The 14,979-nt window shown below is 70.7% G+C and carries 12 protein-coding genes and 1 rRNA gene; 3 read left to right on the top strand and 10 right to left on the bottom strand.

The features are described 5' to 3' along the window. Window positions 1-71 precede the first annotated feature (71 nt). Window positions 72-1,598: ribosomal RNA gene (locus tag D1J63_RS16170) — 16S ribosomal RNA — on the bottom strand. Window positions 1,599-2,426: 828 nt separating this feature from the next. Between D1J63_RS16170 and trpS the strand changes: the two genes are divergently transcribed. After that, entirely contained in the window at window positions 2,427-3,437 is a 1,011-nt protein-coding gene (gene trpS / locus D1J63_RS16180; protein WP_125629475.1) for a tryptophan--tRNA ligase, read from the top strand. On the opposite strand, the gene D1J63_RS16185 is transcribed toward trpS, so the two are convergent. Further along, entirely contained in the window at window positions 3,392-4,414 is a 1,023-nt protein-coding gene (locus D1J63_RS16185) for a helix-turn-helix domain-containing protein (protein ID WP_125629477.1), read from the bottom strand. The genes trpS and D1J63_RS16185 overlap by 46 nt on opposite strands. A 74-nt stretch (window positions 4,415-4,488) precedes the next feature. Between D1J63_RS16185 and D1J63_RS16190 the strand changes: the two genes are divergently transcribed. Continuing rightward, window positions 4,489-5,073, top strand: a complete 585-nt coding sequence (locus D1J63_RS16190) for a cysteine hydrolase family protein (RefSeq protein ID WP_125629479.1) — start codon at window positions 4,489-4,491, stop codon at window positions 5,071-5,073. Between the two features lie 45 nt (window positions 5,074-5,118). Here D1J63_RS16190 and proC read toward each other — a convergent pair whose 3' ends face one another. The 7 genes from proC to D1J63_RS16225 form a co-directional block, all read right to left on the bottom strand. Further along, window positions 5,119-5,931: a pyrroline-5-carboxylate reductase gene (gene proC, locus D1J63_RS16195; protein ID WP_102927363.1), complete on the bottom strand. Its 813-nt coding sequence runs from the start codon at window positions 5,929-5,931 to the stop codon at window positions 5,119-5,121. Window positions 5,932-6,165: 234 nt separating this feature from the next. After that, entirely contained in the window at window positions 6,166-6,966 is an 801-nt protein-coding gene (locus D1J63_RS16200) for an ABC transporter permease (protein ID WP_125629481.1), read from the bottom strand. Then, window positions 6,963-7,793, bottom strand: a complete 831-nt coding sequence (locus tag D1J63_RS16205) for an ABC transporter ATP-binding protein (RefSeq protein ID WP_125629483.1) — start codon at window positions 7,791-7,793, stop codon at window positions 6,963-6,965. The genes D1J63_RS16200 and D1J63_RS16205 overlap by 4 nt, the downstream gene beginning before the upstream one ends. A 110-nt stretch (window positions 7,794-7,903) precedes the next feature. Then, window positions 7,904-8,722, bottom strand: a complete 819-nt coding sequence (locus tag D1J63_RS16210) for a class I SAM-dependent methyltransferase (protein ID WP_125629486.1) — start codon at window positions 8,720-8,722, stop codon at window positions 7,904-7,906. 358 nt (window positions 8,723-9,080) lie between these two features. Then, entirely contained in the window at window positions 9,081-9,584 is a 504-nt protein-coding gene (locus D1J63_RS16215; RefSeq protein ID WP_125629488.1) for an EamA/RhaT family transporter, read from the bottom strand. 41 nt (window positions 9,585-9,625) lie between these two features. Beyond that, window positions 9,626-10,297: a DUF4232 domain-containing protein gene (locus D1J63_RS16220; protein ID WP_125629491.1), complete on the bottom strand. Its 672-nt coding sequence runs from the start codon at window positions 10,295-10,297 to the stop codon at window positions 9,626-9,628. A 163-nt stretch (window positions 10,298-10,460) separates the two neighbouring features. Continuing rightward, the gene (locus D1J63_RS16225) at window positions 10,461-10,793 is read right to left on the bottom strand and encodes an SH3 domain-containing protein (RefSeq protein ID WP_125629493.1); all 333 of its coding nucleotides are present in this window, start codon (window positions 10,791-10,793) and stop codon (window positions 10,461-10,463) included. Between the two features lie 183 nt (window positions 10,794-10,976). On the opposite strand from D1J63_RS16225, the gene D1J63_RS16230 reads away from it, so the two are divergent. Further along, window positions 10,977-13,100 (top strand): serine/threonine-protein kinase, encoded by a 2,124-nt coding sequence (locus D1J63_RS16230; RefSeq protein WP_125629495.1) that lies wholly within the window; start codon window positions 10,977-10,979, stop codon window positions 13,098-13,100. 25 nt (window positions 13,101-13,125) lie between these two features. On the opposite strand, the gene ilvD is transcribed toward D1J63_RS16230, so the two are convergent. After that, complete coding sequence (gene ilvD / locus D1J63_RS16235) at window positions 13,126-14,979, bottom strand: dihydroxy-acid dehydratase (protein WP_125629497.1); 1,854 nt, start codon at window positions 14,977-14,979, stop codon at window positions 13,126-13,128.

Raw genomic sequence — 14,979 nt, forward strand, 5'->3', positions numbered from 1 at the left:
CGAGTAGTCAACGTTCCACCCATGAGCAACCGTGCAAGACATTTGCTTGCAGTCGGCCATGTGCTCCTTAGAAAGGAGGTGATCCAGCCGCACCTTCCGGTACGGCTACCTTGTTACGACTTCGTCCCAATCGCCAGTCCCACCTTCGACAGCTCCCTCCCACAAGGGGTTGGGCCACCGGCTTCGGGTGTTACCGACTTTCGTGACGTGACGGGCGGTGTGTACAAGGCCCGGGAACGTATTCACCGCAGCAATGCTGATCTGCGATTACTAGCGACTCCGACTTCATGGGGTCGAGTTGCAGACCCCAATCCGAACTGAGACCGGCTTTTTGAGATTCGCTCCACCTTGCGGTATCGCAGCTCATTGTACCGGCCATTGTAGCACGTGTGCAGCCCAAGACATAAGGGGCATGATGACTTGACGTCGTCCCCACCTTCCTCCGAGTTGACCCCGGCGGTCTCCCGTGAGTCCCCAACCTCCGAAGAGTTGCTGGCAACACGGGACAAGGGTTGCGCTCGTTGCGGGACTTAACCCAACATCTCACGACACGAGCTGACGACAGCCATGCACCACCTGTACACCGACCACAAGGGGGGCACCATCTCTGATGCTTTCCGGTGTATGTCAAGCCTTGGTAAGGTTCTTCGCGTTGCGTCGAATTAAGCCACATGCTCCGCCGCTTGTGCGGGCCCCCGTCAATTCCTTTGAGTTTTAGCCTTGCGGCCGTACTCCCCAGGCGGGGCACTTAATGCGTTAGCTGCGGCACGGACAACGTGGAATGTTGCCCACACCTAGTGCCCACCGTTTACGGCGTGGACTACCAGGGTATCTAATCCTGTTCGCTCCCCACGCTTTCGCTCCTCAGCGTCAGTATCGGCCCAGAGATCCGCCTTCGCCACCGGTGTTCCTCCTGATATCTGCGCATTTCACCGCTACACCAGGAATTCCGATCTCCCCTACCGAACTCTAGCCTGCCCGTATCGACTGCAGACCCGGGGTTAAGCCCCGGGCTTTCACAACCGACGCGACAAGCCGCCTACGAGCTCTTTACGCCCAATAATTCCGGACAACGCTTGCGCCCTACGTATTACCGCGGCTGCTGGCACGTAGTTAGCCGGCGCTTCTTCTGCAGGTACCGTCACTTTCGCTTCTTCCCTGCTGAAAGAGGTTTACAACCCGAAGGCCGTCATCCCTCACGCGGCGTCGCTGCATCAGGCTTTCGCCCATTGTGCAATATTCCCCACTGCTGCCTCCCGTAGGAGTCTGGGCCGTGTCTCAGTCCCAGTGTGGCCGGTCGCCCTCTCAGGCCGGCTACCCGTCGTCGCCTTGGTGAGCCATTACCTCACCAACAAGCTGATAGGCCGCGGGCTCATCCTGCACCGCCGGAGCTTTCGACCCGCCAAGATGCCTTGGCAGGTCAGTATCCGGTATTAGACCCCGTTTCCAGGGCTTGTCCCAGAGTGCAGGGCAGATTGCCCACGTGTTACTCACCCGTTCGCCACTAATCCCCACCCGAAGGTGGTTCATCGTTCGACTTGCATGTGTTAAGCACGCCGCCAGCGTTCGTCCTGAGCCAGGATCAAACTCTCCGTGAATGTTTGCCGGTTATCCGGCGTACACCACGAGAGCGGAACATCGGGAGGAATAGTCCCGACGTTCACAGCGTCCTCGCTGTGTGTTTCAAAGGAACCTCGTCCCAGCCGAATGACTGGAGACGGGGTATCAACATATCTGGCGTTGACTTTTGGCACGCTGTTGAGTTCTCAAGGAACGGACGCTTCCTTTGTACTCACCCTCTCGGGCTTTCCTCCGGGCGCTTCCCTTCGGTCTTGCGTTTCCGACTCTATCAGATCTTTCCGATCCGATTTCCTCGGTGCTTTCCAGGTTCCCGCTTTCGCGTTTCCCTTTCCGACGGTTCCGACTCTATCAGATCCTTTCGGGCTCTGATTCCCCGTCAGAGGGGGTTGTCGTCCCGGCCGTTGGGCCGTTTCAACGAGGTGAGACTCTAGCGGACTCCCGGCTCCCGAGCTAATCGGGGGCCGCGTTCTTTCGAACGTGGATTCCTCATTCCGTAAATACACGCGCCGACAGGACGACGACGCCGACAACGCGACTGTTCGTCGAAGAGTGGTTGGTACTTGCGGAATCGCTGTCCGGGGACCGACCGAGGTCGGCGCTCACGTCGGACAACTCGGAGAACACTAGGAGTGCGGGGCAGCCGTGTCAAATCCCGGGCGGGGCGGGCTGCACGGGCGTACGGTGGGGCTCGTGACGACGCGTACGTGTAGCCAGCTCTGGTGGGCCGCCTGACGGCGGCCGCACACGTATGCACTCGACGGCCGCCGCTTCGGCGGCCGTTCTCATATCTCCCCCCAGGAGGGGCGGCCGGCCGGTGGCGGCGGTCCTGACCAGGAGGTGGAGAGATGACGCGGGTCTTCAGTGGGGTCAAGCCGACCGGGCACCTGACGCTGGGGAACTACCTGGGAGCCATGCGGCAGTGGGCCGCGGTGGACCAGCACCGGTCGGACGCGTTGTTCTGCGTCGTCGACCTGCACGCGCTGACCGTGGACCACGACCCGGCGCGGGTGCGCAGACTCAGCCGGCAGTCGGCGTCGCTGTTGCTCGCGGCGGGGCTGGATCCCGAGCTGTGCACCGTGTTCGTGCAGAGTCACGTGGACGAGCACGCCCGGCTGTCGTACGTACTGGAGTGCGTCGCGACGGACGGGGAGATGCGGCGGATGATCCAGTACAAGGAGAAGGCCGCGCGGGAACGGGGGTGGGGCGGGAGCGTGCGGTTGTCGCTGCTCACGTATCCCGTGCTGATGGCGGCGGACATCCTGGCGTACGGGACGGACGAGGTGCCGGTCGGGGACGACCAGACGCAGCATGTCGAGCTGGCCCGGGATCTCGCGGTGCGGTTCAACCAGCGGTACGGGCACACCTTCGTGGTGCCGCGGGCGACCAGTCCGGCGGTGGCGGCTCGGGTGATGAACCTGCAGGAGCCCGCGTCGAAGATGGGGAAGAGCGACGACACCGGGCCGGGGATCGTCTATCTGCTGGACGAACCGGACGTGGTGCGCAAGAAGGTCATGCGGGCCGTGACCGACAGCGGGCGTGACGTCGTCTACGACCGGGAGGAGCGGGCGGGGCTCGCCAATCTGCTGGAGATCCTCGCCGCCTGTACGGGTGGGGACCCAGCGGAGCTGGCGGGTGGGTACGACTCGTACGGCGCGTTGAAGAAGGACACCGCGGAGGCGGTCGTCGAGGTGTTGCGGCCGGTGCGGGAGCGGCACCGGGCGCTCTGTGCCGATCCCGGGTACGTGGAGGGCGTGCTCCGGGAGGGGGCCGAGCGGGCCCGGGCGATGGCGCGGCCGACCGTGGACGCGGCCTACCGGGGGATCGGGCTGCTGCCTCCGGTGAACGCAGCGCGGTAGGCGCGGGGGCTGGTGGCGAGGCGCGCTGCGAAGTGCTGGCGCATCGTGACCTCGCTGCCGAAGCCAGCCCGGCGGGCCACCTCGGGCATGGGCAGGTCGGTGCGTTCGAGGAGCTTCTGGGCGGCGGCGATGCGCTGGTCCAGGAGCCAGCGCAGCGGTGTGGTGCCGGTGGCCGCCGTGAAGTGGCGGGCGAAGGAGCGCGGGGACATGCCGGCGTGGGCGGCCAGGTCGGCGACCGTGAGGGGCTCGTCGAGGTGGCGCAGGGCGTGTTCGCGGACGCCGGCGAGAGCGTCGGCGTCCCGGTCCGTGTGCCGGGTGGGGTGCTCGATGAACTGGGCCTGGGTGCCGGTGCGGAAGGGCGCGGTGACCATCGAGCGGGCGATGGTGGCGGCGGCTTCGGCGCCGTGGGCCAGGCGGACCAGGTGGAGGCAGAGGTCGATGCCGGCTGCGGTGCCCGCGGCGGTCCAGAGGTTGTCGTCCTCGACGAAGAGGGCGTCCGGGACGACGGTGACCCGGGGGTGGTGGGTGCGCAGGAGGTCCAGGAGCCGCCAGTGGGTGATGGCGCGGCGGCCGTCGAGCAGGCCGGCCTGGGCGAGGGTGAAGGCGCCCCCGCACAGGGCGGCGACCGTGGTGCCGCGGGCGTGGGCGCGGCGGAGGGCGGCGAGGACCGGGGCGGGTGCCGGGGTGAGGTGGTCGTCGAGGCCGGGGACGACGACGAGGTCGGCGGTGTCCAGCCAGTCGAGCGTGCGGTCGGGGTGGAGCGCGAGGCCGCCGCGCATCGGAACGGTGGTGGTGCCGTCGGCGGCGACGCGGCGCAGGTCGAAGGCGGGGGCGCCGCGGTCGGTGCGGTCGGTGCCCCAGACCTCGGTGATGACGGCGACGTCGAAGGAGCGGATGCCGGGGAAGGCCACGAGGGCGACGCGGTGGGGCGGCGCGGGCGTTCGTGTGGCTCGTACGGCTTCTGCGGCTCCTGCCATGAGTGGCAGTAAACCATCGATCGGTGGCTTTCGGACCTCTGGGGCGCCTGCTCTGCGGGCGGCACGATCGGGGCATGGACATCGCGGAGAACGCAGCACTGGTGGTCGTGGACGTGCAGAAGGGCTTCGAGGAGGCCGGTTTCTGGGGTACGCGCAACCATCCGCAGGCGGACGACAACATCGCCGCGCTCATCGACGTCTGGCAGTCGACCGGACGGCCGGTCGTCTTCGTACGGCACGACTCGGTGAAACCCGGGTCGCCGTTGCGGACGGGGTACGAGGGGAACGGGTTCAAGGAGTACGTCGAGCAGCGGCGCGGGAAGGGCGGCGGGGCCGAGCTGCTGGTGACGAAGAGCGTGAACTCGGCGTTCCTCGGTACGCCCGACCTCGGCGCCTGGCTGCGCGGGGCGGGGATCTCGCAACTCGTGCTCGCCGGGATCCAGACGAACATGTGCGTCGAGACGACGGCACGGATGGGCGGGAACCTCGGCTACGAGGTCGTGGTCGCGTTCGACGCGACGTACACCTTCGGACTGGAGGGGCCGTTCGGCTGGCGGCAGAGCGCGGACGAGCTGGCGAGGGCGTCGGCGGTGTCGTTGCACGGGGGCGGGTTCGCCCGGGTGGTGATGACGGAGGAGGTGCTCACCGAGGTGCGGTGAGCACTCCTGGGGGCCTTTCGGGGGCCCGGTCGTCGGCTCGGTGCGTCAGTCCTTGGTGCCGGAGGCCAGTTCGCGGCTGCGGTCGCGGGCGGCTTCCAGGGCGGCGATGAGGGCGGCGCGGACGCCGTGGTTCTCCAGTTCGCGGATGGCGTTGATGGTGGTGCCGGCGGGGGACGTGACGTTCTCGCGGAGCCTGACCGGGTGTTCGCCGCTGTCGCGGAGCATCTTCGCGGCGCCGATGGCGGACTGGACGATCAGGTCGTGGGCCTTGTCGCGGGGCAGGCCGAGCAGGATGCCGGCGTCGGTCATGGCCTCGACCAGGTAGAAGAAGTACGCGGGTCCCGAGCCGGAGAGGGCGGTGCAGGCGTCCTGCTGGGACTCCGGGACGCGGAGGGTCTTGCCCACGGCGCCGAAGATCTCCTCGGTGTGCGTCAGGTGGTCGGCGGTCGCGTGGGTGCCGGCGGAGATGACGGACATGGCCTCGTCGACGAGGGCCGGGGTGTTCGTCATGACGCGGACGACCGGGGTGCCAGGGGCGAGGCGTTCCTCGAAGAAGGCGGTCGGGATGCCGGCCGCGCCGCTGATGATCAGGCGGTCGGCCGGGACGTGCGGGGCGAGTTCTTCGAGGAGCGTGCCCATGTCCTGGGGCTTGACCGTGAGGATCAGGGTGTCGGCGGTCTTGGCGGCCTCGGCGTTGGTGACCGGGGTGACTCCGTGGCGGGCGCGGAGTTCGTCGGCGCGTTCCCGGCGGCGGGCGGTGACCAGGAGGTCGGCGGGGGCCCAGCCGGATCCGATCATGCCGCTGAGGAGGGCTTCGCCGATCTTGCCGGTGCCGAGGACGGCGACTTTCTGGGTCATGGGGTTCGGTGCCCTTCGGTGCGCTGTCCGTTCTTGCGTGCGTTGCCGTCATCCTCGCATTCAGGGGGGTGGGTGGAGTGGTGCGTCCAGTCCGCGGGACGGGGGTGGTGGGTGCCGGTGGGGGTTTTCGCCCCCGCCGCCCCTTCCCTTTCCCGTCCCTGGGGGCTGCCGTCCCCAGACCCCCGCCTTTCGGCCTGGACGGCCTCGTCCTCAAACGCCGGACGGGCTGGTTGGTTATGCCGTTCGGCGTTTCAATGTCGCCGCGCCCAGAGCGAGGACCAGCAGCGCGCAGCCGGCGACGATCAGGACGTCCCGTACGAAGGTGGCGGTCATGTCGGTGTGGCGCAGGACCTCGTTCATGCCGTCCACCGCGTAGGACATGGGCAGGACGTCGGAGACGGCCTCCAGGGCGGGGTGCATGTTGTCGCGCGGGGTGAAGAGGCCGCAGAGGAGGAGCTGGGGGAAGATCACCGCCGGCATGAACTGCACCGCCTGGAACTCGGAGGCCGCGAAGGCCGAGACGAAGAGGCCGAGCGCGGTGCCCAGGAGGGCGTCGAGCAGCGCGACCAGGAGGAGCAGCCAGGGGCTGCCGGTGACGTCCAGGCCCAGGAACCAGACCGCGAGGCCCGTCGCGAGGGCGGACTGGACGATGGCGAGGGCGCCGAAGGCGAGGGCGTAGCCCGCGATGAGGTCGCCTTTGCCGAGCGGCATGGCCAGGAGGCGTTCGAGGGTGCCGGAGGTGCGCTCGCGCAGGGTCGCGATGGACGTGACCAGGAACATCGTGATCAGCGGGAAGATACCGAGGAGCGAGGCGCCGATGTTGTCGAAGGTGCGCGGGCTGCCGTCGAAGACGTAGCGCAGCAGGAGCAACATCACGCAGGGGATCAGCATTAGGAGCGCGATGGTGCGGGGGTCGTGGCTCAGCTGGCGCAGGACGCGGGTCGCGGTGGCCGTGGTGCGGGAGAGGCTCAGGGCACGGGTGTGGGCCGGGGTGCGGGTGGGCGCGGGGGCCGTGGGAGCCGTGGGGGTGGTCATCGGACGGTCTCCTTGGTGCGGGCCTCCGCCTTCTCCTTCGCCTCGTCGACCAGGTGGAGGAAGGCTTCCTCGACCGTCTCGGAGCCGGTACGGGTGCGCAGGGCGTCGGGGGTGTCGTCGGCGAGGACCTCGCCCTCGCGCATCAGGAGCAGCCGGTGGCAGCGCTCGGCCTCGTCCATGACGTGGGAGGAGACGAGGATCGTGGCGCCGCGGTCGGCGGCGATGGAGTGGAAGAGGGCCCACAGGTCGCGGCGGAGTACGGGGTCGAGACCGACCGTCGGTTCGTCGAGGACGAGGAGCTCGGGGGCGCCCAGGAGGGCCACGGCGAGGGAGACGCGGCTGCGCTGGCCGCCGGAGAGGTTGCCGGCCAGGGAGTCGGCGTGGGTGGTGAGGTCGACGTCGGTGATGACCCGGGTGACGTCCTCGCGGCGGTGGGCGGAGGCCGCCCGGCCGGGGTGGAGGATCTCGGCGAAGTAGTCCAGGTTCTGGCGGACGGTCAGGTCGTCGAAGACGGACGGGGCCTGGGTGACGTAGCCGATGCGGGTGCGCAGCGCCGGGTGGCCGGCGGGGCGGCCGAGGACGTCCAGGGTGCCGGCGACCTTGGCCTGGGTGCCGACGATCGCCCGCATCAGGGTCGACTTGCCGCAGCCGGAGGGGCCGAGGAGGCCGGTGATCCTGCCCCGCGGGACGGTGAAGCCGAGGCCGCGCAGGACGGTGCGGGTGCCGCGGACGACGGTGAGGTCTTCGGCGTGTACGGCGGGTGGGGCGGGGTCGTCGCCCTGCCCTTCGGGGGGCCGGGAGGAGTGCTCCGGCGAGTAATTCATCATGTGATGAATACTCCTCCCGGGCGCCCGTGGCGTCAAGCCGTCACGTCGAGCCGTCGTGCCGGGCCGTCGTGCCTGGCTGTCGTGCCTGGCCGTCGTGCCGGGCCTTCGCGTCAGTCCGTCGGGGTCGTCGCGAGGAGGAGGTGGACGTCGTACGTCTCCTCGACGGCTCCGTCCGGGAAGACCGACAGCAGGTGCCTGCGCTCCTCGGCGAAGAAGGCGGCGGCTCGTTCCTCGGTGTCGGTCAGGAAGACCGAGTGGCTGCCGAGGTTGGCCAGGTGGGTGTCGAGCGGGACGCGCCGGCTCCAGCGGACCTCGCGGTGGACGAAGTCGAGCGTGCCGGTGGGGTCGGCGAAGCGGGCGTCGAAGTCGCGCCTCTCGGCGGAGAGGTTCAGGTGCGCGAAGTGCCGGTCGACGCGCCGTGCCGCGTCCGCGATCCACGGCACGTCGTGGGCGTCGGTGTTCCACCACAGCGCCAGCGCGCCGCCCGGACGCAGCACGCGCAGCGCCTCCGGGACGGCCAGGGCGGGGTCGGTCCAGTGCCAGGCCTGGGCGTAGGTGAGGAGGTCGGCGCTGTGTCCGGCGAGGGGGAGGGCGTTGCCGTTGCCGCGGACGACGGGCACGCCGGGAAGGGTGCGGCGGAACTCGGCGGCCATGCCGGCGCCGGGTTCCACGGCGATCACGTCGGCGCCCCGCTCGCGCAGGCGGACGGTGGCGAGGCCCGTGCCGGCGCCGACGTCCACGACGCGGGCACCGTCGAGGGGCCGGCCGGTGAGCTCTTCCAGCGCGTCGAAGAGGGCGGGCGGGTAGGAGGGCCGGTTGGCGGCGTACTGGGCCGCGGCGGCGTTGAAGGAGTGGGCGCGGGCGCCGTGGTGGGCCTGCGCGGGGGTGGTGGAAGCGGCCGAGTCGTCCGGGGTCAGCGGTGTCGTCATACGGCCATGGTGACCGGGCGGGCTCGGGCGGGGCAGGGGGTTTCCGGGGGCCGCGGACAGGGGCTCGCGGGCTGGGGTTAGTTCCGGCGGCGCTTCTTCGGCGGGGGTTGCCGCTGCCGCAGGTGACGCTCACCTCGCGGTCCCCGCGGGCAAGGGCTCACGGCGCCCGCGGCCGCTTCCGGCGACACCTCGGCAGGTTGCCCGTACGGCGAGTGACGCGCTCCCCGCGGAGGGCGCACGCACCCGGACCACATCCGGCGGCGCTTCTTCGACGGCTTGCCCCTACGAGGAGTGACGCGCCCCCCGCAGTCCCCGTGCTCTGCGTGCTCCCCGTGGGGAAGGGCCGCGGCGCCCCCGGTTACTTGCGGCGGCGCTTCTTCGACGGGTTGCCCGTGCGGCGGGTGGTGCGCTTTTCGTAGTCCTCGCGGGCCTTCTCGTACTCCGCGCGGTGCAGCTTTTCACCCGGGGCCTCGGTGAAGGTGCGGAAGAAGTAGGCGAGGAGGGTGCCGACGAAGCCGATGGCGAGCAGGCCCCGCAGGGAGGCCTGGCGGTCGGGGTCGGGGCGGCTGGTGAAGCCGGACCAGGTGTGGCGGAAGGCCAGGGCGCTGCAGACCGCGAACATCACGATCATCAGCAGCGAGACGAAGCTGCCGATGTCGGCGATCTGGAGTCCCTGGTAGGCGACGCGGAGCACGAAGCAGGCGGCGGCCGCCACGGCGAGCGAGCCGACGGCGAGACCCACCCGGCGGGCGGTGTAGCCGTTGTCGTGGTGCACCCAGGTCGTGCCGTAGAACCGGAGGGGTTCGGGGCGGGGGCCGGCCTGGGTGTCCGGGGTGCCGTTCTTGCCGTTCTCTGCGCTCACGGGTCGATTATGGCGCGCGCCTGTTCCGGCGTGCGGCGCGGTCAGCCGCCCTGGCCGGCGCTGCCCATCGGGCCGACCTTCACCGGGGAGCCCGGGCTGTCCGAGGCGGGCAGCGAGGCGCCGCCCGGCCAGTCGAGGGTGACCGACTTGGTCTCGTTCGGCGGGGTCACCACCAGGCCCGTGATGCGGACGCCGGAGCCGCCGGTGTTGTTGATCGGGTAGGTGATGCCGAAGGTCACGTTCTCGCCGTCCTTGAGGACGATCGGCGGGGCCTGCTCGCCGGTGCGCTCAGCGGACAGGCTCCCCGTGTTGGTCTTCAGGTCGACGCCCGCGTAGCCCGCGAGGGTGCAGGCCCGGCCGCCGCCGTTCTTCAGGTCGACCGCGACGGTGCCCTCGGTGTCGCCGTCGACGGTGGCGTCCATCGCCGTGATCTCCAGCTCGTCGGTGCGGCACTTGGCGGCCGCCGTGCCGTCCTCGCCGGTGCCGCCGCCGGTTCCGTTGGCTCCGCCGGTTCCGTTGGGGCTCTTCCCCGCCGAGTCCTGGCCGCCCGCCTGGTCCGAGCCGGTCGATCCGGAGCCGCCGTCCGAGGAGGACGGGGCCGAGGCGGCGGGCGGGGCGCTGGTCTCGTCCGTGCCGTCGTCGTTCTGGCAGGCCGTGAGCGAGAGACCGGCGGCGAGCGCCATGGCGGCGAGGGTCAGCTTGCGAACGCGCATCGTTGTCTACCTCAGGGTCGGTTGGCGTGCCGGTCCGCCCGTACCCAGCGGCGCGAGCGGCTTTCCGATCACCAAGAGCCGCTCGGCCCGGCACGCCGTTCCCCCCGGGAACCTCCTAGTACGTCCCCAGGACAACGCTGTTACAAGGTCATCGGCGGCACACTCAGCAGCGAGGAGCCACGTAGCCGTCGCTGCCGGTGCGGATGTACGCGTCGGAGACGTACTGGCCGCTGCCGATGTTGTCCCAGATGTTCGAGGTGCCGTAGGGGCCCGAGACCCACTCCCCCGGGCGCTGGCAGTTGATCGAGACCCTGGAGCCCACGGGCAGGACCCGGACCAGGGAGTAGTTGGTGCCCGGGCCGCTGCGGACGTTCAGGCGGTAGCCCGGCGCGACCGGGTACGAGCTCAGGGCGGCGGTCGCCGCGACGGCTTCCGCCTCCGCCCCGCCCGCCGTCTCTTCCCCGCCGCCGGTGTTCTGGACCTGGTCGAGCGACATGCGAGAACTCCCCCCGTTGAACCCCACGACTTTCGTGGGGGACCGTTGATACCCCAGGAACAAGACATGAAACACCAGTTCGCAACTCGCACACGGAGGGCGGCAGGCCGCCTCTGTGCCGTACGCCCCATCGACTAGGCTCCGAGCGTCGCTCGCGCGAACGAACAGCACGGGGGTGGTTCCATGGCGCCGCAGCGGGATGCCGGGGCGGACGCGGAAGCGGAACTTCCGGAGTACGCCGGTCACTACCACCTGGAGTCGCGGCTGGGCTCGGGCGGCATGGGCGTCGTACACCTGGCCCGCAGCGCCTCCGGGATGCACGTCGCGGTGAAGGTCGTGCACGCGACGTATGCCAGGGATCCCGAGTTCAGGGGGCGTTTCCGGCAGGAGGTGGCCGCGGCCCGGCGGGTGAGCGGGGCCTTCACGGCGCCGGTCGTGGACGCCGATCCGGAGGCCGGGCGGCCCTGGATGGCCACGCTGTTCATCCCCGGCCCGACGCTCTCGGAGTACGTGAAGCGGAACGGGCCGATGGACGAGCCCCAGTTGCGCCGGCTGATGGCCGGGCTCGCCGAGGCGCTGCGCGACATCCACCGCGTCGGCGTCGTGCACCGGGACCTCAAACCGAGCAACGTCCTGCTCGCCGAGGACGGCCCGAAGGTCATCGACTTCGGCATCTCCCGGCCGAAGGACAGCGAACTGCGCACCGAGACCGGAAAGTTGATCGGCACGCCGCCGTACATGGCGCCCGAGCAGTTCCGGCGGCCCCGGGAGGTGGGGCCCTCGGCCGACGTGTTCACCCTCGGGTCGCTGATGGTGCACGCGGCGGCCGGGCGCGGTCCCTTCGACTCCGACAGCCCGTACGTCGTCGCCTACCAGGTCGTGCACGACGAGCCCGACCTGACCGGCGTACCGGAGTCGCTGGCGCCGCTGGTGCTGCGGTGTCTCGCCAAGGAGCCCGAGGACCGGCCGACGCCGGACGAGTTGATGCGGGAGCTGCGGTCGGTGGCGGCGGCCTACGACACGCAGGTGTTCGTACCGGCGGCGCGGGAGCCCGCGGGTGAGGGGCCCGCCCCGGAGGCCCCCGCCGAGCCGTCCGGGAAGTCCGGGAAGTCCGGGCGGGTCGTGCGGCGGCTGGGGAAGCGGTCGGCGCTCGTCGCCGGGGCGTTGGGGATCGCCGTGACGGGGAGCCTCGTGGCCGTGCAGGCGTTCGGCGGCGCCGAGCCCGCGCGCACCCCCACCGCGCAGAGCGCGTCGGGCGGGTTCGGGGCGTGGGAAGCGGTGCCCGCGGCGAAGGACGGCGGGATGCCGCAGTGCACGTACGCGGGGCGGCGCTTGCTGTGCGCGCGGCCCGGACTGGTCTTCGCCCTCGATCCGGCCGACGGCAGCACGCTGTGGCGGCACCCCGTCGAGGAGGCCGTGCGGAGCGAACCGCCGGTGGTGTCGGGCGGGCTCGTGCAGCCCGAGGTCGGCCTGCTCGGCCCGCTGGAGGCGCTCGATCCCGCGACGGGGAAGCCGAAGTGGCAGGAGGACATGCCGGCCTACGACGGACTGCGCACCGTCGGCGACATGCTGCTGCTCACCCGCGCCGACGGGATGGTCACCGGCGTGGACAGCGCTACTGGGCGGACGCGGTGGGCGCACCGGATCCCGGGGCTGTCCGTGCCGTACTTCACCGCGTTCGCCGGGGAGCGGCATCCGGCGGCGTACACGACGAGCCAGAGCGCGGACGGGAAGCGGACCCGGGTCACCGCCGTGGACCCGGCGAGCGGGGACGTGCGCTGGGACGCGGAGCTGGCGGGGGCGCTGACGCCGGTGGGGGCGGCGGACGGGTCGGTGTTCCTCGTCGCCGAGGGGGCGGCCTACGGCGACGTCGAGGCCGTGGTCCGCTACACCCCGGCCACCGGGGCGACCCGCCGGGTGAAGCTGCCGATCCCGGTCGCACAGGCGTCGGCGTCGGCGGGTGTGCGCGGGAACACCGTGTACCTCATGGGCGCGGGCGGCTCGCTGGTCGCCGTCGACATGGCGGCGGGGAAGCAGGCGTGGCGGCTGGAGACGGGCGTGAGCCGGGGCTCGAAGCCGGTCTCCGACGGGCGGCACGTGTACGTCACCGCACCCGACGGGCGGCTGTTGGGCGTCGACGCCCGCAGGGGCAAGCTCCTCGGGCAGACCCGGCCCCGGCTCGGCGCCGAGTCCGACACGGTGCCCGCGTCCCTGCCGACGCCGGTGCTCGCGGGCGGGCACGTGTACGCCGGGGCGCCGGACGGCACGGTGTTCGGGGTGGCGGGGCGGGACCCGGGGGCCTGGTAGGCCGTACCGGGTCCCCCGGCGGGACTCAGCCCAGCTTGCTGACGTCGCGGACGGCGCCCTTGTCGGCGCTGGTGGCCATCGCGGCGTACGCCTTCAGGGCCGCGGAGACCTTGCGGTCGCGGTTCTTCGGGGCGTACACGCCGTTCAGGGCCTGCTCGCGGCGGGTCAGCTCGGCGTCGTCCACGAGCAGCTCGATGGAGCGGTTCGGGATGTCGATGCGGATGCGGTCGCCGTCCTCGACCAGGGCGATGGTGCCGCCGGCCGCCGCCTCCGGGGAGGCGTGGCCGATGGAGAGCCCGGACGTGCCGCCGGAGAAGCGGCCGTCGGTGACCAGGGCGCAGGCCTTTCCGAGCCCGCGGCCCTTGAGGTACGAGGTCGGGTACAGCATCTCCTGCATGCCGGGGCCGCCCTTGGGGCCCTCGTAGCGGATGACGACGACGTCGCCCTCCTTGACCTGCTGGGTGAGGATCTTCTGGACGGCCTCCTCCTGCGACTCGCAGACGACGGCCGGGCCCTCGAAGGTCCAGATCGACTCGTCGACGCCGGCCGTCTTGACGACGCAGCCGTCCACGGCGAGGTTGCCGCGCAGGACCGCGAGGCCGCCGTCCTTGGAGTAGGCGTGCTCGACGGAGCGGATGCAGCCGCCCTGGGCGTCGTCGTCGAGGGAGTCCCAGCGCTCGGACTGGGAGAACGCCTCGGCGGAGCGGACGCAGCCGGGGGCCGCGTGCCACAGCTCGACGGCCTCCTGGGAGGGGGAGCCGCCGCGGATGTCCCAGGTCTTCAGCCAGTCGGCCAGGGACGGGCTGTGGACGGAGTGCACGTCCTCGTTGAGCAGGCCGCCGCGGTGCAGTTCGCCGAGGAGGGCGGGGATGCCGCCCGCGCGGTGCACGTCCTCCATGTAGTACGTGCGGTCCTTTGCGACGTTCGGCGCGACCTTGGCCAGGCACGGGACGCGGCGCGAGAGGGCGTCCATCTCGGTGAGGCCGTAGGCGACCTCGGCCTCCTGGGCGGCGGCCAGCAGGTGCAGGATCGTGTTGGTGGAGCCGCCCATCGCGATGTCCAGCGCCATGGCGTTCTCGAAGGCCGCGGGGGTGGCGATGTTGCGGGGCAGGACCGAGTCGTCGTCCTGCTCGTAGTAGCGGCGGGTCAGGTCCAGGACCGTGCGGGCGGCGTTCTCGTACAGCGCCTTGCGGGCGGTGTGGGTGGCCAGCACCGAGCCGTTGCCGGGGAGGGAGAGGCCGATGGCCTCGGTCAGGCAGTTCATCGAGTTGGCGGTGAACATGCCGGAACAGGAGCCGCAGGTCGGACAGGCATTCTCCTCGATGCGGAGGATGTCCGCGTCGGAGATCTTCTCGTTGACCGCCTCCGACATCGCGTCGACCAGGTCGAGCGTGCGGACCGTGCCGTCGACCAGGGTGGCGCGGCCGGACTCCATCGGGCCGCCGGAGACGAAGACCGTCGGGATGTTCAGGCGGAGCGCCGCGTTGAGCATGCCCGGGGTGATCTTGTCGCAGTTGGAGATGCAGATCAGGGCGTCGGCGCAGTGGGCCTCGACCATGTACTCCACGCTGTCCGCGATCAGGTCGCGGGAGGGGAGGGAGTACAGCATGCCGCCGTGGCCCATCGCGATGCCGTCGTCCACGGCGATCGTGTTGAACTCGCGCGGGATGCCGCCGGCCGCGGCGACCGCCTCGCTGACGATCCGGCCGACCGGCGCCAGGTGCGTGTGGCCCGGCACGAACTCCGTGAAGCTGTTGGCGACGGCGATGATCGGCTTCCGCCCGATGTCCGCGCCGGGTACACCGGAGGCACGCATAAGGGCGCGGGCGCCCGCCATGTTGCGGCCGTGGGTGACAGTGCGGGACCTCAGTTCGGGCAT

Source organism: Streptomyces sp. KPB2 (assembly GCF_003950055.1).
In the GTDB taxonomy this organism is placed as follows: domain Bacteria; phylum Actinomycetota; class Actinomycetes; order Streptomycetales; family Streptomycetaceae; genus Streptomyces; species Streptomyces salinarius.